Below are 18,129 nucleotides of genomic sequence, written 5' to 3'. Positions count from 1 at the left end.
TGCGCTCGGGACGAGCGGAGGAAATGTTGGTTAGCCATTCGGGATTGATCACCGTCATGCAGCGCGCGGTCCGCAAGGCCGCGCCGCGGCTGCGCCGCGACTTTGGCGAGGTCGAGCAGCTGCAGGTCAGCCGCAAGGGGCCGGGCGATTTCGTCACCATGGCCGATAAGCGCGCCGAGCAGACGCTTGTCGAGGAACTAAAGCAGGCGCGGCCTGACTGGGGCATGGTGCTGGAAGAGGGCGGCACGATCGAGGGTAACCCCGACAAGCCGCGGTGGATCGTCGATCCGCTCGATGGCACGACCAACTTCCTCCACGGCATTCCGCACTTCGCGATTTCGATCGCGGTGGAAGACCCTAATGGCGCTCAGGGCAAGCCTGAGATCACCCACGGGATCGTCTATCAGCCGCTCACCGACGAGACTTTCTGGGCCGAAAAGGGGCGGGGCGCGTGGTTGCACGACCGTCGCCTGCGCGTGTCGGCCCGCCGCCATCTCGACGAGGCGGTGATCGGGACCGGCATTCCGCACCTAGGGCGGTCGGATGCGGCGCGCTGGTCGAGCATCTATGCCCGGCTCGCACCCGAAGTGGCGGGCATCCGGCGGCTCGGTTCGGCGACGCTCGATTTCGCCTGGCTCGCGGCCGGGCGTTTCGACGGTTTCTGGGAAGACGATCTCGACGTGTGGGACGCAGCGGCTGGCATCCTGCTGGTGCGCGAGGCTGGCGGCTTCGTCAGCGATTTCCGCGGGCAGGACCGGATGGCCGAGCGGCGCGAATATCTCGCCGCCAATGGCGAGCTCCACAGCAAGCTGCACAAGCTGGTCGGCGGGGCGCTGCGGGGCTGATCGCCAAGGGCCGAACTGCCCTTTCTGCCGTTGTGTCCGTGCCGGGGCTGCTCTAGAGCGCCGCCAAGTCTTGTAACCGGAGAGTCCACCGTGGCTGCAGTTGCCACCCAATACCTCCCGATCCTGTTCTTCCTGGCAGTTGCGCTGGGGCTGTCGACGGCATTCGTGGTGCTGCCGATGATCGTCTCGCGCCTGACTGGCGCGGCGCGGCCCTACCCCGAGAAGTTGAGCGAATATGAGTGCGGCTTTCCCGCGTTCGAGGATTCGCGCAGCCAGTTCGACGTCCGCTTCTACCTGGTCGCGATCCTGTTCATCGTGTTCGACCTCGAGGCGGCCTTTCTGTTTCCGTGGGCGGTGACGCTCAAGACCACCGGCTGGCTGGGCTGGGGCGCGATGATGGTGTTCCTCGCCGAACTGGCGCTGGGCCTTGCCTATGCGTGGAAGAAGGGAGCGCTCGAATGGGAGTGATCCTGGACCCCGCGCACGACCGCTATCCCAGCGAAGAAGAGATCGCGCGCGCGGCCGGGCTGGTCCCGGGCTCGCCGCAGCATCAGGCGCTCGAGCGGATGCGCCACGATCTCGACAGCAAGGGCTTCGTGGTCACCGCGACCGAGGACCTGTTCAACTGGGCGCGGACCGGCTCCCTATGGTGGATGACCTTCGGGCTCGCCTGCTGCGCGGTGGAGATGATCCACGTCAACATGCCGCGCTACGACCTCGAGCGGTTCGGTGCGGCGCCGCGTGCGTCCCCGCGCCAGTCGGACGTGATGATCGTCGCCGGCACGCTGTGCAACAAGATGGCCCCGGCGCTGCGCAAGGTCTACGACCAGATGGCAGAACCGCGCTACGTCATCTCGATGGGCAGCTGCGCCAATGGCGGCGGCTATTATCACTTCAGCTATTCGGTGGTGCGCGGCTGCGACCGGATCGTGCCCGTGGACATCTACGTGCCCGGCTGCCCACCGACTGCGGAAGCGTTGCTCTACGGGATCATGCAATTGCAGCGGAAGATCCGCCGCGAAGGGACGATCGAGCGCTAGCATGGCCAGTTCCGCCCCCCGGACCGCCTCGAACGAAGGCCTGATCGCGGCTGCGCAGGCTGCGCTCGGCACGCTGATCGTCGAGACCAGGGACCAAGCCGACGAGATCACGCTGACCGTCCAGCGCGAGGGCGTGGTCGACGCTTGCCGCCTGCTGCGCGATACGCCCGGCCTTGAGTTCCAGTCGCTGATGGAGATTGCCGGGGTCGACTATCCTGAGCGTCCCGAGCGGTTCCAGGTCAATTACCACCTGCTCAGCTACACCAAGAACCGCCGGGTGCGGGTCAAGGTACTGACCGACGAGCGCACGCCGGTGCCGAGCGTAACCGCGCTGTGGCCGGTCGCCGGCTGGCTCGAGCGCGAAGTGTTCGACCTTTATGGCGTGACTTTCGCCGGAAATGCCGACCTGCGCCGGATCCTCACCGATTACGGATTCGAGGGGCATCCGCTGCGCAAGGATTTTCCGCTGACGGGCTTCGTCGAGATGCGCTACTCGGAGACCGAAAAGCGCGTGGTCTACGAGCCGGTCGAGCTGGCGCAGGACTTCCGCTCGTTCGACTTCCTGACGCCGTGGAACGGGCCCGAATATCGCTTGCCGGGCGACGAAAAGGCCGAGGCGCAGGCGCCGGGCGCGCCGTCGCCGGCGCCGGGCAAAGACGAGGCGCCCAAGGTCGCTCCGGCGGCCGGGGCGGGCGAGCGCGCCGGCGACAAGGCCTACAAGACCGATAACGAGGACCGCGGCACCGCGGGGGCCAAGGAAGCCGCCGCTGAAGCGCGCAAGCCGGCCGCGGCGAAAGCGGCGCGGGCGGGCGGCAAGGCGACCGGCACCGATGAGCCCAAGCCCGGCGCCAAGGCTTCGCGTGAAACTCCGGAGGCGCAGTGATGGCGACCTTGCCCGACGACAGCCGCGACACCGTCGCCGAGCCCGCGCGCAACCCGCGCAAGGTCGAGGTGAGCGTGATGCCCGAAGCTGGCGACCAGAATGCCGGCGACGAGGTCATCCAGAACTATACGATCAACTTCGGGCCGCAGCACCCTGCGGCGCACGGCGTGCTCCGGCTGATCATGGAATTGGACGGCGAGATCGTCGAGCGGGTCGACCCGCACGTTGGCCTTCTCCACCGCGGCACCGAGAAGCTGATCGAATATAAGACCTACGCCCAGGCGATCCCCTATTTCGATCGGCTCGATTACTGTTCGCCGATGTGCATGGAGCACAGCTTCGTGCTTGCGGCCGAGAAGCTGATGGGGCTCGAGATCCCGCTGCGTGCCCAGTACATCCGGGTGCTGATGGCGGAGCTGACCCGCGTTAAGAACCACATGCTGAACCTGGGTTCGCACATCATGGACGTGGGCGCGATGACGCCCAACCTGTGGCTGTTCGAACTGCGCGAAGATCTGATGCAGATCTACGAGATGGTTTCGGGCGCGCGGATGCACGCCAATTACTTCCGCGTCGGTGGCGTTCACCAGGACATTCCGCCCAAGGTTCTCAATCACATCGGCGAGTTCCTTGATAACCGGCTACAGCTGTTCGAGGACGCGATCAGCCTCGTCGCCGACAACCGCATCTTCAAGCAGCGCAACGTCGACATCGGCATCGTCTCGAAGGAAGATGCGATGGCCTGGGGCTTTTCAGGCCCGATGATCCGCGCCACCGGCATCCCGTGGGACATCCGCAAGTCGCAGCCTTACGAGGTCTACGACCGGATGGATTTCGACATTCCGGTCGGCACGCAGAGCGACTGCTACGACCGCTTTATGGTCCGGGTCGAGGAAGTGCGGCAGAGCTGGCGGATCGCCCGCCAGTGCCTCAAGGAAATGCCCGAAGGCCCGATCGGCACCGCCGACCGCAAGGTCTTCCCGCCCAAACGCGCCGAGATGAAGCAGTCGATGGAAGCGCTGATCCATCACTTCAAGCTCTACACCGAGGGCTATCACGTGCCCGCGGGCGAAGTGTATGTCGCCACCGAAAGCCCCAAGGGCGAGTTCGGCGTCTATCTGGTCGCCGACGGCACCAACAAGCCCTACCGCTGCAAGATCCGCCCGACGGCGTTCAGCCACCTGCAGGCGATGGATTTCATGATGAAGGGGCACATGCTGGCCGATACGACCGCGGTCTTGGGCGCGATGGACATCGTGTTCGGGGAGTGTGATCGCTAATGGCCGAGCGTCATTTCGCCCCTGACGTGCCCGAGCTGCGTGAGCGCTGGGGCCAGTTCGCCTGGGACAAGGCGCATGCGCCCGAGGCCGCGCGTGCGCTCGAAAAATATCCTGACGGCCGCAAGATGTCGGCGGTGATCCCGTTGCTCGACCTCGCCCAGCGGCAGGTTGGGGCGGAGACCGGTACGCAGGGCTGGCTGCCGATCCCGGTGATCGAGTTCGTCGCCGCCGAATGCGACATGCCGCCGATGCGGGCGATGGAGGTCGCCAGCTTCTATACGATGTTCAACCTGGTGCCGGTGGGCAAATATCACGTCCAGCTGTGCGGGACGACGCCGTGCATGCTGCGCGGATCGGACGACGTCATGCGGGCGTGCGAGAAGAAGGGCCTTAAGAAGGGCTATACCACCGCTGACGGCATGTTCACGCTGACCGAGGTCGAGTGTCTCGGCGCCTGCGCCAACGCGCCGATGGTTCAGATCAACGACGACAATTACGAGGATCTGACCGAGGTAAGCATGACCGCGGTGCTCGATGCGCTGGCAGCCGGGCAGCCGGTCAAGCCGGGCTCGCAGATCGGTCGCCAAACCAGCGCGGCCGAGGGCGGCCCGACCAATCTCAAGAAGATGACCGAGCGTAATTACGATTACCGCCCGATGTGGGCCGAGCCGGCGGCCGCGCCGGCGGGAGAGGGTGCCTGACGATGGGCTACACCGGACCGCTCAGCGACAAGGATCGCATCTTCACCAACGTCTATGGCTTTCAGTCGCCCGACCTCAAGGCGGCGCAGGCGCGGGGCGATTGGGACAACACCAAGGCGCTGATGGCGGTCGGCCAGGACGCGATCATCGATGCGGTGAAGGCGAGCGGGCTGCGCGGGCGCGGCGGCGCAGGCTTCCCGACCGGCATGAAGTGGAGCTTCATGCCCAAGGAGCCCAAGCCGGGTAAGCCCAACTTCCTGGTGATCAACGCTGATGAGTCCGAACCGGGTTCGTGCAAGGACCGCGAGATCATCCGGCATGATCCGCACAAGCTGCTCGAGGGCGCGCTGATCGCCAGCTTCGCGATGCGCGCGCGGGCCTGCTACATCTACATCCGCGGCGAATATATTCGTGAGGCCGAGGCGCTCGAGAAGGCGGTGGCCGAGGCCTATGCCGCCGGGTTGCTGGGCAAGAATGCCGCCGGCTCGGGCTTCGACTTCGACTGCTTCGTGCACCGCGGCGCGGGCGCCTACATCTGCGGCGAAGAGACCGCGATGCTCGAGAGCCTCGAGGGCAAGATGGGGCGGCCGCGCCTAAAGCCGCCATTCCCGGCTGGCGCGGGGCTCTACGGCTGCCCGACCACGGTCAACAATGTCGAAAGCATCGCGGTCGTCCCGACCATCCTGCGCCGCGGCGCCAGCTGGTTCGCGGGCTTCGGACGCGAGAAGAACGAGGGCACCAAGCTTTTCCAGATCAGCGGCCATGTGAACAAGCCGTGCGTCGTCGAGGAAAGCATGAGCATTTCCTTCCGCGAGCTGATCGACCGCCATTGCGGCGGTATCCGCGGCGGGTGGGACAATCTGCTGGCGGTGATTCCGGGCGGTAGCTCGGTCCCGCTGGTACCCGCGGCCGAGATCGCCGACGCGCCGATGGATTTCGACGGGCTGAAGGCGCTCGGTTCGGGCCTCGGCACCGCGGCGGTCATCGTCATGGACAAGTCGACCGACATCGTTCGCGCGATCAGCCGGATCAGCTACTTCTACAAGCATGAGAGCTGCGGCCAGTGCACCCCGTGCCGCGAGGGCACCGGTTGGATGTGGCGGATCATGGAGCGGCTGCGCGAGGGCGACGCCACGGTCGACATGATCGACCGGCTGCAGGACGTCACCAAGCAGGTCGAAGGCCACACCATCTGCGCGCTCGGCGACGCCGCGGCGTGGCCGATCCAGGGCCTCATCCGCCATTTCCGCCCCGAGCTCGAGCGCCGCATCGCGGAGCGCGGCGGCAACATGCTGGAGGCGGCGGAGTGAGTGTCGTTACGCTTCGCGCGATGACGTTCGCGGCGATTGCCCTGCTGGCGACAGCGGCGATGGCCGAGCCTGAGATCGGTAGCAGGATCGATAATTCGAAGGGATCGGTCGATTACTCCGACCTGACTGGCAAGGATGCGAGCAGTCGTTCGATGGACCGATTTGCGCGGTGCCGCGCCGCGCAACGGCCGAAGGTTGCCTCGACGATCTTGGACCTGCCCTACCTGAGCCCCGAACAGCAGCAGGCGCTGTTCAAGTTCGCCGATGGGGGCGTGGTCGATGCCTGTCTTGGAAACGACGAACGCCGCCTGACCTTCGCCCCGCCGGCGATGCTCGGCGGGATGGCCGAAGCGCTGATCCTGATGCCCGAGCGCAAGGACGCGCGGAGGGCGCTTCATCCGACCGCCGAAAGCCTGGTCGCCAAGGCCGGCTACGCGCCGCGCAACCTTGCCGAGGATTTCGCCCAATGCGTGGTCGAACAGGACCCGGTGACCGTTCTCGCGCTCGTGAACAGCGTCGTTGGCGGCGATATCGAGGCCAGGCTCCTGCAGCAGCTGACGCCGAATCTCGGCCCGTGTCTTTCGAGCGGCCAGAAGATCAGCCTCAACAAATATTCCATCCGCTCGACGCTTGCCTACGGACTGTATCGCCTGATGCCGGTCCTTTCCGCTCCGAGCGTGCCCCAGCAATGAGCCACTATCATGCCTAAAGTCACCGTCGACGGTCAGGAACTCGAAGTTCCCGCAGGGGCAACCGTGCTGCAGGCCTGCGAGCTGGCGGGGAAGGAAATTCCGCGCTTTTGCTATCACGAGCGGCTGAGCATCGCCGGCAATTGCCGGATGTGCCTGGTCGAGGTCGCGCCGGGGCCGCCCAAGCCTCAGGCGTCGTGCGCGCTGCCGGCCGCCGACAATCAGGTGATCCGCACCGACACACCGATGGTGAAGAAGGCGCGCGAGGGGGTGATGGAGTTTCTCCTCATCAACCATCCGCTCGACTGCCCGATCTGCGACCAGGGCGGCGAGTGCGATCTGCAGGATCAGGCGATGGCCTATGGCCGCTCGTCGACGCGGTTCGACGAGAACAAGCGCTCGGTCGACGACAAGTACATGGGCCCGGTCATCAAGACCTCGATGACTCGCTGCATCCAGTGCACGCGCTGCGTCCGTTTCGCCGAGGAAGTGGCGGGGACGCCCGAGCTTGGCATGCTCTATCGCGGCGAGGACGCGCAGATCAGCGCCTATCTCGAGCGGGCGCTGACCAGCGAGCTGTCGGGCAATCTCGCCGACCTCTGTCCGGTCGGCGCCCTGCTGCAGGCGCCGCAGAGCTTCGAGGCTCGGCCGTGGGAGCTGCGCAAGGTGCCCGGCATCGACGTGATGGACGCGGTCGGCTCCAACATCCGCTTCGACCTTCGCGGCATGCAGGTGATGCGCATCCTGCCGCGCATCAACGAGGACGTGAACGAGGAGTGGATCAGCGACAAGACGCGGCATCATGCCGACGCGCTGGTCCGCAACCGGCTCGACCGGCCGTGGGTGCGGGTCGAGGGCAAGCTCCAGGCGACCGACTGGGCCGGTGCGCTGCAGGTCTTCGCTGACCGGCTCGAGGATGCGGGCGACAAGATCGCGGCGGTGGCCGGCGACCTGCTCGATGCCGAGACGATGTACGCGGCCAAGAAGCTGCTCGAAGGACAGGGGTCGGCCCTGCTCGAAGGGCGCCAGGGCGGGATGGACTATGACGTTAGCTCGCTGTCGGCGGTGGCGTTCAACTCGACCGTCGCTGGCATCGAGAATGCCGACGTCGTCCTGCTGATCGGCTCCAACCCGCGCTGGGAAGCGCCGCTGGTCAACACCCGCATCCGCAAGGCGGTCCGCCGTCAGGGCGCGCAGGTGTTCGTGGTTGGGCCCGAAGCAGACCTGGCTTACCCGGCGACCAACATTGGCGACGATCTCTCGTTGCTCGGCAAGCTGCCCAAGGCCGTTACCGACGTCTTCGCCAAGGCTGAACGGCCCGCCGTGATCGTCGGTCCCGGCGCGCTGGCTGCAGGCGCGTTCGGCGCCGCGCTCAAGCTGGTGGATGGCCTTGGCCTGATCAAGGGCGAGTGGAACGGCTTCAACGTGCTCCACACGGCCGCCAGTCGGATGGCCGGGATCATGCTCGGTTTCGCTCAGAAGGGCGGGTTGAAGGACCTCGAAGACGCCGCGCCCAAGCTGGTGCTGCTGCTCGGCGCGGACGAGGTCGCGGCGGAGCGCTTCGCGGGCACGTTCAAGGTCTATATCGGCCACCACGGCGATGCCGGTGCGCGCCATGCGGACTTGGTGCTTCCGGCCGCCGCCTACACCGAGAAGCACGGTACCTACGTCAATCTGGAGGGCCGGGTGCAGCGCGGCGAAAAGGCGAGCTTCCCGCCGGGCGAGGCGCGCGAAGACTGGACCATCTTCCGCGCCGTGTCGGACCTCATCGGCAAGCCCTTGCCGTTCGACCGCTTCGACCAGCTGCGCGCGGCGATGGTCGCCGAGGTGCCCGAGCTCGGCCGTGATGGCCTCGTCGACCTGCCGTGGGCGCCGCCGTCTCTTGCCGCTGACGCGAGCGGTTCGGTGAAGCTGCCAGTCAAGGACTTCTACCTGACCAACGCCATCTGCCGGGCGAGCCCGACCATGCACCGCTGCAGCGAGGAGCTGATCCACGGCCGCACCTTTGCGGAGGCTGCGGAATGACCGCGCTCTTCCAATCGTGGGGCGCGAGCTTCGAGCTGGCGTGGTTCTTCTCGATGCTGATCGGCATCCTGGTAATCGCGCTGCCGCTGATGCTGGCGGTGGCGATGATCATCTATGCCGAGCGCAAGATCTGGGCCGCCATCGCGCTGCGCCGCGGGCCCAACGTGGTCGGACCGTTCGGCCTGATGCAGAGCTTCGCCGACGGCCTCAAGGTCTTCCTCAAAGAGACGATCGTCCCGACCAGCGCCAACAAGGGCCTGTTCCTGCTAGCGCCGATCATCAGTTTCACCACCGCGCTGATCGTCTGGGCGGTGATCCCGTTCCAGGTCGGCGTGGTGCTGGCCGACGTCAACGTCGGGCTGCTCTACATCCTCGCGGCGAGCTCGCTTGGCGTCTACGGCGTGATCATCGCCGGCTGGTCGTCGAACTCGAAATATCCTTTCTATTCCGCCCTCCGCGCCGCCGCGCAGATGGTCAGCTACGAAGTCTCGATCGGCTTCGTGCTGATCTGCGTGGTGCTCTACGCGGGCACCTTCAACCTGGGCGGGATCGTCGCCGCGCAGCAGGGCAACATCCTGTTCGGCTTGCTCAACGGCTTCGGGTTCAACCCGCTGCTGTTCCCGATGGCGGTGGTGTTCCTGATCAGCTCGATGGCCGAGACCTTCCGCACGCCGTTCGACCTGACCGAGGCCGAGAGCGAGCTCGTCGCGGGTTTCCAGACCGAATATAGCTCGATGAGCTTCGCGCTCTTCTGGCTCGGTGAATATGGCAACGTCATCCTGATGACGGCGCTGAACGCGATCCTGTTCTGGGGCGGGTTCTTGCCGCCGCTGAACTGGGCGCCACTTTACCTTGTGCCGGGCATCATCTGGCTGCTGCTGAAGATGCTGCTGTTCTTCTTCATCTTCGGCTGGGTCCGCGCGACCGTGCCGAGGTATCGCTACGACCAGTTGATGCGCCTGGGCTGGAAGATCTTCTTGCCCCTCAGCCTCACCTTCGTCGTCGTTATTTCGGGCTGGCTGATGCTGACCCGGTACGGAAACCAGCAAGAGCCTGTATCGGGCGCGCCTAGTTACGCTCGCATGGTCGCACTCGGCGCGAGCGACGCGTGCCAGCTCGGAAACGCGCAAGACTACTTCGCTGAAAAGAAGCGCCCGCTGCGCACAGTCTATTTAGATCGATCGAGAACGTCGGACGAAATAAGGGTTTTGGCCCCGACCGAATTTGCAGGTAATTACAGTTTTCGCGTCGAGCATGGAAATGGGTTTGGCGGCAACGGCGCGCTGAAGCCCATCGAAGCTGCCGGGAACCGCGGGCTATCGCTCACAGTGACCGATGTGGTGCGGAACGGCCTTCCAGCCGCGACCCTCTTCCTTGATCGAGGCAGCAAGTCCTTGATGGGTGACTGCGTCAATCTTGAAGATATGAAGGCTTAACATGAGCGTCGCTCACTTCATCAAGTCGTTCACGCTGTGGGAGCTGGTGAAGGGTCATGCCCTCACTCTGAAGTATTTCTTCAAGCCCAAGGCGACGATCAACTACCCGTACGAGAAGACGCCGATGAGCCCGCGCTTTCGCGGGGAGCATGCGCTGCGGCGCTACCCGAACGGGGAAGAGCGCTGCATCGCGTGCAAGCTGTGCGAGGCGGTCTGTCCGGCGCTGGCGATCACCATCGAGGCTGAGCCGCGCGAGGACGGCAGTCGCCGGACGACGCGCTACGACATCGACATGGTGAAATGCATCTATTGCGGGTTATGCGCCGAGGCCTGTCCGGTGGATGCCATCGTCGAAGGGCCCAATCTCGAGTTTTCCACAGAAACCCGCGAGGAGCTGCTCTACGATAAGGCGAAGCTGCTTGCGAACGGCGACATGTGGGAACAGGCGATTGCCGCCAACCTTGCCGCTGACGCGGCCTACCGTTAAGCGGCCCGCCAACCCGACATGATCGCTCTCCTTGCCTTTTACCTGTTCGCGACGCTGACCATCGCGTCCGCCGTGCTGGTAATCTTCGCGCGCAACCCGGTGCACAGCGTGCTGTGGTTGATCCTCGGCTTCTTCAACGCCGCGGGCCTGATGCTGCTGACCGGCGCCGAGTTCATCGCGATGCTGCTGGTGATTGTATACGTCGGTGCGGTCGCGGTGCTGTTCCTGTTCGTGGTGATGATGCTCGACATCGATTTCGCGTCGCTGCGCTCGGGCTTCAACCGCAACCTGCCGTTCGGGCTGCTGATCGCGCTGGTGCTGCTCTCCGAGATCGTGATCGCGATCGGAGCGCGCCAGGCTGGCCCGGCCTTTGCGCGTTCGGCGAGCGCGCCGCCGGCCAACGCTGTGCCGAATATCGAGGCGCTCGGGACCTTGCTCTATACGCGCTATCTGCCGGTGTTCGAACTGGCCGGGCTGGTCCTGCTGGTCGCGATGATCGGGGCAATCGTGCTGACCCACCGCAGCCGCGGCGACAGTCGCGGGCAGAATGCCAACCGCCAGATCCGGCGGCGGCCGGAGGACGCGGTCAAGCTGGCCAAGCCGGCGGTGGGCGAGGGGATGTCGCTGTGATTGGCTTGTCGCATTACCTCACCGTTGCCGCGATCCTGTTCGTGATCGGCGTGCTCGGCATCTTCCTCAATCGTCGCAATGTCATCCTGATGCTGATGTGCATCGAGCTGCTGCTGCTGGCGGTGAACATCAACCTGGTTGCGTTCAGCGCCTTCCTTGGTGACCTCCAGGGACAGGTGTTCGCGATGTTCGTGCTGACCGTGGCTGCGGCCGAGGCGGCGATCGGGCTGGCGATCATGGTCATTTTCTTCCGCCGCCGCGGCACGATCGCGATCGACGCCGCCGACCAGATGCGCGGATAAGCCATGCACGCCATCGTTCCCCTTGTTTTCCTGCCCTTGCTGGCGGCCATCGTCGCCGGCCTGCTCGGCCCGTGGATCGGCCGCACCGCCGCCAAGGCCGTCACCACGGGGGCGCTGTTCATCTCGGCGGCGCTGGCGTGGCCGATTTTCATCGCCTTCCTGAATGGCAGCGCGCAGGCGCAGGTCGTCCCGGTGCTGCACTGGATCCAGTCGGGCGCGCTCGACGTCAGCTGGTCGCTCAGGGTGGATGCGCTGACGGCGGTGATGCTGGTGGTGATCACCACCGTCTCCAGCCTCGTCCACCTCTACAGCTGGGGCTACATGGCCGAAGACCCCAGCCAGCCGCGCTTCTTCGCGTATTTGTCGCTGTTCACCTTCGCCATGCTGATGCTGGTGACGGCCGACAGCCTCATTCAGATGTTCTTCGGCTGGGAAGGGGTCGGTCTCGCTTCCTACCTGCTGATCGGCTTCTGGTATTACAAGCCGTCGGCCAATGCCGCGGCGATCAAGGCGTTCGTGGTCAACCGCGTCGGCGACTTTGGCTTCAGCCTCGGCATCTTCGGGACCTTCCTCGTGTTCGGGACCGTGTCGATCCCGGCGATTCTCGCCGCGGCGCCGTCGATGGCCGGCTCGACCATCGGCTTTGCCGGGATGCACGTCGACACGATGACCTTGCTCTGCCTGCTGCTATTCGTCGGCGCGATGGGCAAGTCGGCGCAGCTCGGCCTTCACACATGGTTGCCCGACGCGATGGAAGGCCCGACTCCGGTGAGCGCGTTGATCCACGCCGCGACCATGGTGACCGCGGGCGTGTTCATGGTCTGCCGCCTGTCACCGATGTTCGAGCAGTCGGCGACCGCGATGCACGTGGTCACCTACGTCGGCGCGGCGACCTGCATCTTCGCCGCCACGGTCGGCACGGTGCAGAACGATATCAAGCGGGTGATTGCTTATTCGACCTGCAGCCAGCTGGGCTACATGTTCTTCGCCGCGGGCGTCGGCGCTTATGGCGCGGCGATGTTCCACCTGTTCACCCACGCTTTCTTCAAGGCTTTGCTGTTCCTTGGCGCGGGCTCGGTCATCCACGCGATGCACCATGAGCAGGACATGCGCTATTACGGCGGGCTGTGGCGCAAGATCCCGTTCACCTTCTGGACGATGATCGCCGGCACCCTGGCGATCACCGGTGTTGGCATCTTCGGCGTCGGCTTCGCCGGCTATCACAGCAAGGACGCCATCCTCGAAAGCGCCTTCGCGAGCGGCACTGTCCCCGGCAACGTGGCTTTCTGGCTGGGTGCCTTCGCGGCGCTGCTGACCAGCTTCTACAGCTGGCGGCTCATTTTCCTGACCTTCTTCGGCAAGGCGCGCTGGGCGGGCTCCGAGCACATCCAGCACGCGGTGCACGGCGACCACCACGACCATCCGGACGAGGAGCATGGCGACAGCAGCCATGACGCGCACGCCGTCCCGGCCACCGGCGACGCGGGCTATCACCCACACGAGAGCCCGTTGTCGATGCTGATCCCGCTCGGCGTGCTGGCGCTCGGCGCGGTCGCGGCCGGCTTCACCTTCTCCCACTTCTTCATCGATCCGGAAGGAGCCCCCGGCTTCTGGAAGGGCAGCCTCGCCTTCAACGAGCATCTTGCGCACGCCATGCACGCGGTGCCGGCCTGGGTGAAGTGGACGCCCTTCGTCGTGATGCTGATCGGACTGGCGATCGCCTGGAACAACTACATCCGCGACACGGGTGCGCCCGCCCGCTTCATCGCGGCCACCGGGGCGCTGCACACTTTCCTGATGCACAAGTGGTATTTCGACGAGATCTACCATTTCATCTTCGTCCGCCCGGCGCTGTGGCTCGGCCGCCAGTTCTGGCATCGCGGGGATGAGCAGACGATCGACCGCTTCGGGCCGCATGGCGCCGCCTATGCTGTCGGGGTCGGCAACCGCATCACCGCCCGCATTCAGTCGGGCTATCTTAACAGCTATGCCCTGGTGATGCTGCTCGGCCTCGTCGCCGTCGCCACCTGGGCCATCATGCAGGTCGCCCGGTGAGCGGTTTTCCCTTTCTTTCGACGATGATCCTGCTGCCGCTGCTGGCGGCAATCGCATGCCTGTTCGTGCAGGCCAACGCTGCCCGCTGGGCGGCGCTGATCACCACGCTGGTGCTGTTCGGGCTCGGACTGCTGATGTGGGCAGGCTACGATCCCGCCGGCGCGCAATGGCAGTTTGTCGAGAAGCACCCGATCGGCGGTGCCTATCTCAACTGGAACCTTGGCATCGACGGCATCGCGCTGATGCTGATCATGCTCAGCGTGTTCCTGATGCCGATCTGCATCGGCGCGAGCTGGCGCAGCATCGAGCGGCGGGTGCCCGAATATATGGCCGCCTTCCTGCTGATGGAGGCGCTGATGATCGGCGTCTTCGCGGCCCAGGACCTGCTGCTGTTCTACATTTTCTTCGAGGGCGGCCTCATCCCGATGTACTTGATCATCGGCATCTGGGGCGGCGCCGAGCGGATCAAGGCGAGCTACAAGTTCTTCCTCTACACGCTGCTCGGCTCGGTACTGATGCTGGTGGCGATGCTGGTGATGATCTTCACCAGCGGGACAGGCGATATCCCGACGCTGATGGCGTATAATTTCGCGCCGGGGCTGCAGACCTGGCTGTGGCTGGCCTTTTTCGCCAGCTTCGCGGTCAAGATGCCGATGTGGCCGGTCCACACCTGGCTGCCCGATGCGCACGTCCAGGCGCCGACCGCGGGCTCGGTCATCCTGGCCGGCGTGCTCTTGAAGATGGGCGGGTACGGGTTCATCCGCTTCTCGCTGCCGATGTTCCCGGATGCGAGCGCGCAGCTATGGCCGCTGATCTTCCTCCTGAGCTCGATTGCGGTCGTCTACACCAGCCTGGTCGCGCTGGTGCAGCGCGACATGAAGAAGCTGATCGCTTATTCGTCGGTCGCGCACATGGCGTTCGTCACCTTCGGCCTGTTCGCCTTCAACCGTCAGGGGCTCGAGGGCGCGCTGATCGTGATGCTCAGCCACGGGCTGGTGTCGGGAGCGCTCTTCCTGTGCGTCGGCGTGATCTACGACCGGATGCACACCCGCGAAATCGCCAAGTACGGCGGGCTGGCCGACAATATGCCGGGCTATGCGCTGCTGTTCCTGCTGTTCACCATGGCGGCGGTCGGCCTGCCCGGGACCAGCGGCTTCGTCGGTGAGTTCCTGTCGATGATGGGCACCTACCAGGTGTCGACCTGGGGCGCGATCTTCGCCACCACCGGGATCATCCTCGGCGCGGCCTACATGCTCTACCTCTACTGGCGGATCAGCTATGGCGCCGCGCGCACTGCCGAGGCCAAGGCGATGAACGACCTCGACGCGCGCGAATGGTGGCTGCTCGCCCCGATCGCGGTGATCGTATTGTGGATGGGGGTCTATCCCGACAGCTTCATGGCGCCGATGCGCGCCGACGTTGGCCGCGTGCTGTCCCGGCTCGAGCGGGTCCGGCCCGCGGGCGATAGTCGCCCGACCCCGGGCCATCCCGCGCCCGCCGCCGCCCACCATGCCGCAGCCGAGGGCGCGCACTGATGCATAGTCTCGCACCCATCCTGCCCGAGGTCATCCTTGGGCTCGCGGCCATCGCGCTGATGCTGGTCGCCGCCTTCGCCCGCCGCGGGTCGTCCGCGACCCACTGGCTTGCGGTCGCCGCGCTGGTCGGCGCTTGCTTCGCTCTGATCGGGGCGCCGCAGCAGACGGGACCGATGTTTGGCGGCATGTTCGCGGCCGACGGCTTCGCCGCCTTCGGCAAGGTCATCATCTACCTGTCCGCGGCGGTGGCCGTGATCATGGCGCACGGCTGGTTCGACCGCCATTTCGAGCATAGCGGCGAATATCCGGTGCTGATTCTCTTATCGGCGATCGGCGCCTCGGTGATGGTCTCGGCGACCGACCTGATGATGCTCTACGTCGGGCTCGAGCTGCAGTCGTTGAGCGCATACGTCCTCGCCTCCTACCGCCGCCACGACGCGCGCTCGGCCGAGGCGGGCCTCAAGTACTTCGTGCTCGGCGGGCTCGCCTCCGGCATCCTGCTCTACGGCATCTCGCTGCTCTACGGCTTCACCGGGACCACGCTGTTCAGCGGGATCAGCGTCGGCTTCGCGGGCGGCAACGTTGGCTTCGGGCTCATCGTCGGACTGGCGCTAACCCTTGCCGGGATTGCCTTCAAGATCGCCGCCGTGCCGTTCCACATGTGGACGCCCGACGTCTACGAAGGCGCGCCGACCCCGGTCACCGCCTTTTTCGCCTCCGGACCCAAGATCGCCGCCGTGCTGCTTGGCACCCGGGTCTGCCTCGACGCGCTGGGGCCGGCGACCGACGCGTGGCGGCAGATCGTGATCTTCGCCGCGCTGGCCTCGATCGTGATCGGCGCCGTCGCCGCCTACGGCCAGACCAACATCAAGCGCCTGCTCGCTTATTCTTCCATCAACAACGTCGGCTTCGCGCTGGTCGGCCTGGCCGCCGGCGGTCGCGCCGGGGCGCAGGCAGTGCTATTCTATTCGGCGGTTTACGTCGTGATGACCCTCGGCGCCTTCCTCTGCGTGCTGCGGATGCGCGATGCGGAAGGCCGCCCGGTCGAGAGCCTCGCCAGCCTGTCGGGCCTGTCGCAGACCCAGCCGCTGCTGGCGCTCGCCATCGCCATGTTCATGTTCAGCCTGGCGGGCATTCCGCCGCTGTTCGGCTTCTGGCCCAAGCTGATGGTCTTCCAGGCCGCGGTGAACGCCGGGCTGCTTCCGCTCGCGATCGCCGCGGCGGTGCTGACCGTCGTGGGCGCCTATTATTACCTCAAGATCGTCAAGATCATGTACTTCGACGAGCCGGCCGAGCCGTTCGCGCGTACTCGCGAGCCGCTGCAAAGCGCGCTCATCGCCGCCTGCGCGCTGTTCGTCAGTCCGCTCGGTTACCTGCTGATCATCCCCCTCTCGCGCCTGGCCGCGAACGCGGCGAGCGTGTTCTGAGCCGGCTCCGGTTCGTCGATCGGACCGGGTCGACCAACAGTGACCTGTTGGCCGATCCGGCCGCCGGTGACGGTGACTGGCTGATCGCCAAAGTCCAGACGGAGGGGCGAGGACGTCAGGGCCGAACCTGGGTCAGCCCGGCCGGCAATTTCTACGGCTCCACCATGATCAGGTTGCGCGACAGCGATCCGCCGGCCCCAAGCCTTGCCCTAGTCGCCGGGCTCGCGCTGATCCGCGCGGTCGAGGTCGCGGCCCCGGCCACCGGCCTGATGCTGAAGTGGCCCAACGACCTGTTACTGGGAAGCGGCAAGCTCGCCGGGATCCTGCTCGAGCGGGGCGGCGACCGGGTGGTCGCCGGTTTCGGCGTCAACCTCGCCAGCGCGCCCGATTTGCCCGACCGGGCCAGCGCAGCGCTGTCGTCGATCGCGCTGGTCAGTCCGGAGGCGTTCGCGCCCCTGCTCGCCGCCGCCTTCGCACGCGAGCTGCAGCGCTGGCGTGAAGACTTGCCAGCCCTCACCGGCCTGTGGCTTGAAAGCGCGCATCCGGTGGGCACCTCGCTTAGCGTCCACAGCGGGCCCGGCGAACTGGTGAGCGGGACCTTCGACGGACTCGACGGCAGTGGCGCGCTGCGGCTGCGCTTGGAAAGCGGCGAGGTGCGTGTCATCCATGCCGCCGACGTCACGCTCGGATAAGCCATGCTGCTTGCAATCGACGCCGGTAACACCAACCTTGTCTTCGCGCTGGTCGACGACGAGCGGCAGATCAAGACGCGCTGGCGGATCGCGACCGACCCGCGGCGGACCGCCGACGAATATGCGGTCTGGCTGCATCAGTTGCTTGCGCTTGAGGGGTACGCCAAGGGGGATGTCAGCGGCGTCATCATCGGCACCGTCGTGCCGCGTGCGCTCCACAATCTGCAGGTCCTCAGCGAGAAGTATTTCCACCAGAAGGCGCTGGTGGCCGGGGAGGGGCCAGCGGGCTGGGGCATCGCGCTCGACGTCGATGAACCGCACAATGTCGGGGCCGACCGGGCGCTGAACGCGATCGCCGCCCACGACAAGCACGCCGGCGACCTAGTGGTGATCGACTTCGGCACGGCGACGACCTTCGACGTGGTCGACTTCAGCGGCGCCTACAAGGGCGGGATCATCGCGCCTGGCATCAACCTCAGCCTCGATGCACTGGTCGCGGCGGCGGCCAAGCTGCCGCGGATCGCGATCGAGGCGCCGGAGGGTAACAGCGTGATCGGTCGCACCACGCAGAGCCAGATGCTGAGCGGTATCTATTGGGGCTATGTGGCGATGATCGAAGGGCTGCTGGCGCGGGTGAAAGCCGAGATCGGCTGTCCCGTGACGACCATCGCGACCGGCGGCCTCGCTACCCTGTTCCAGCGCCATACCGCCGTGTTCGACGCCATCGAGCCCGACCTCACCATCCAGGGGTTGGCCTTGCTCTGGCAGCGGGCGCGTCCGGCGACCTGACAC

At 65.8% G+C, this 18,129-nt stretch carries 17 protein-coding genes and 1 pseudogene; all 18 read left to right on the top strand.

What is annotated here, in order from left to right; all coding sequences use genetic code 11:
• The first annotated feature begins 26 nt into the window (after positions 1 to 26).
• The 18 genes and pseudogenes from GCU42_RS03610 to GCU42_RS03525 all read left to right on the top strand — a co-directional run bounded on the left by GCU42_RS03610 (position 27) and on the right by GCU42_RS03525 (position 18,126).
• The gene (locus GCU42_RS03610; protein ID WP_114229048.1) at positions 27 to 845 is read left to right on the top strand and encodes an inositol monophosphatase family protein; all 819 of its coding nucleotides are present in this window, start codon (positions 27 to 29) and stop codon (positions 843 to 845) included.
• A 90-nt stretch (positions 846 to 935) separates the two neighbouring features.
• Positions 936 to 1,313 carry an NADH-quinone oxidoreductase subunit A gene (gene ndhC, locus GCU42_RS03605; protein WP_114228991.1) on the top strand — a complete coding sequence of 126 codons (378 nt, stop codon included), beginning with the start codon at positions 936 to 938 and terminating at the stop codon, positions 1,311 to 1,313.
• 98 nt (positions 1,314 to 1,411) lie between these two features.
• A complete protein-coding gene (locus GCU42_RS03600; RefSeq protein ID WP_114229049.1) occupies positions 1,412 to 1,885 on the top strand; it encodes a NuoB/complex I 20 kDa subunit family protein in 474 nt (157 codons plus the stop codon).
• Position 1,886: 1 nt separating this feature from the next.
• On the top strand, positions 1,887 to 2,768 hold the full coding sequence (locus GCU42_RS03595; RefSeq protein ID WP_114228992.1) for an NADH-quinone oxidoreductase subunit C: 882 nt from the start codon (positions 1,887 to 1,889) through the stop codon (positions 2,766 to 2,768).
• Between the two features lie 77 nt (positions 2,769 to 2,845).
• Positions 2,846 to 4,048: an NADH-quinone oxidoreductase subunit D gene (locus tag GCU42_RS03590; RefSeq protein ID WP_114229050.1), complete on the top strand. Its 1,203-nt coding sequence runs from the start codon at positions 2,846 to 2,848 to the stop codon at positions 4,046 to 4,048.
• Complete coding sequence (locus GCU42_RS03585) at positions 4,048 to 4,749, top strand: complex I 24 kDa subunit family protein (RefSeq protein ID WP_114228993.1); 702 nt, start codon at positions 4,048 to 4,050, stop codon at positions 4,747 to 4,749. Before GCU42_RS03590 ends, GCU42_RS03585 begins: the two co-directional genes overlap by 1 nt.
• A gap of 2 nt (positions 4,750 to 4,751) precedes the next feature.
• A complete protein-coding gene (gene nuoF / locus GCU42_RS03580; protein WP_114228994.1) occupies positions 4,752 to 6,059 on the top strand; it encodes an NADH-quinone oxidoreductase subunit NuoF in 1,308 nt (435 codons plus the stop codon).
• A gap of 20 nt (positions 6,060 to 6,079) precedes the next feature.
• Positions 6,080 to 6,751, top strand: a complete 672-nt coding sequence (locus tag GCU42_RS03575; protein ID WP_114228995.1) for a hypothetical protein — start codon at positions 6,080 to 6,082, stop codon at positions 6,749 to 6,751.
• Positions 6,752 to 6,760: 9 nt separating this feature from the next.
• Positions 6,761 to 8,773, top strand: coding sequence for an NADH-quinone oxidoreductase subunit NuoG (gene nuoG / locus GCU42_RS03570; protein ID WP_114228996.1), 2,013 nt, complete (start codon positions 6,761 to 6,763; stop codon positions 8,771 to 8,773).
• Positions 8,770 to 9,813: pseudogene (nuoH, locus tag GCU42_RS03565) on the top strand (NADH-quinone oxidoreductase subunit NuoH); the annotation flags it as partial. The gene nuoG and the pseudogene nuoH, both read left to right, overlap by 4 nt.
• A 397-nt stretch (positions 9,814 to 10,210) precedes the next feature.
• Entirely contained in the window at positions 10,211 to 10,696 is a 486-nt protein-coding gene (nuoI, locus tag GCU42_RS03560) for an NADH-quinone oxidoreductase subunit NuoI (RefSeq protein ID WP_114228997.1), read from the top strand.
• A gap of 18 nt (positions 10,697 to 10,714) precedes the next feature.
• Positions 10,715 to 11,326 carry an NADH-quinone oxidoreductase subunit J gene (locus tag GCU42_RS03555; protein WP_114228998.1) on the top strand — a complete coding sequence of 204 codons (612 nt, stop codon included), beginning with the start codon at positions 10,715 to 10,717 and terminating at the stop codon, positions 11,324 to 11,326.
• On the top strand, positions 11,323 to 11,628 hold the full coding sequence (nuoK, locus tag GCU42_RS03550) for an NADH-quinone oxidoreductase subunit NuoK (protein ID WP_114228999.1): 306 nt from the start codon (positions 11,323 to 11,325) through the stop codon (positions 11,626 to 11,628). The genes GCU42_RS03555 and nuoK overlap by 4 nt, the downstream gene beginning before the upstream one ends.
• A 3-nt stretch (positions 11,629 to 11,631) precedes the next feature.
• Positions 11,632 to 13,683 carry an NADH-quinone oxidoreductase subunit L gene (nuoL, locus tag GCU42_RS03545; protein WP_114229000.1) on the top strand — a complete coding sequence of 684 codons (2,052 nt, stop codon included), beginning with the start codon at positions 11,632 to 11,634 and terminating at the stop codon, positions 13,681 to 13,683.
• Complete coding sequence (locus GCU42_RS03540; RefSeq protein ID WP_114229001.1) at positions 13,680 to 15,218, top strand: NADH-quinone oxidoreductase subunit M; 1,539 nt, start codon at positions 13,680 to 13,682, stop codon at positions 15,216 to 15,218. Before nuoL ends, GCU42_RS03540 begins: the two co-directional genes overlap by 4 nt.
• A complete protein-coding gene (gene nuoN, locus GCU42_RS03535) occupies positions 15,218 to 16,645 on the top strand; it encodes an NADH-quinone oxidoreductase subunit NuoN (RefSeq protein WP_114229002.1) in 1,428 nt (475 codons plus the stop codon). The genes GCU42_RS03540 and nuoN overlap by 1 nt, the downstream gene beginning before the upstream one ends.
• 47 nt (positions 16,646 to 16,692) lie before the next feature.
• Complete coding sequence (locus tag GCU42_RS03530; RefSeq protein ID WP_240309574.1) at positions 16,693 to 17,337, top strand: biotin--[acetyl-CoA-carboxylase] ligase; 645 nt, start codon at positions 16,693 to 16,695, stop codon at positions 17,335 to 17,337.
• A gap of 3 nt (positions 17,338 to 17,340) precedes the next feature.
• On the top strand, positions 17,341 to 18,126 hold the full coding sequence (locus GCU42_RS03525; protein WP_114229003.1) for a type III pantothenate kinase: 786 nt from the start codon (positions 17,341 to 17,343) through the stop codon (positions 18,124 to 18,126).
• The last annotated feature ends 3 nt before the right edge of the window (positions 18,127 to 18,129 follow it).

The organism is Sphingomonas ginsengisoli An et al. 2013, from assembly GCF_009363895.1.
Lineage (GTDB): Bacteria > Pseudomonadota > Alphaproteobacteria > Sphingomonadales > Sphingomonadaceae > Sphingomicrobium > Sphingomicrobium ginsengisoli.
The sequence above is the reverse complement of the archived record's forward strand: the minus strand, read 5'-3'. Positions and strand labels throughout refer to the sequence as shown.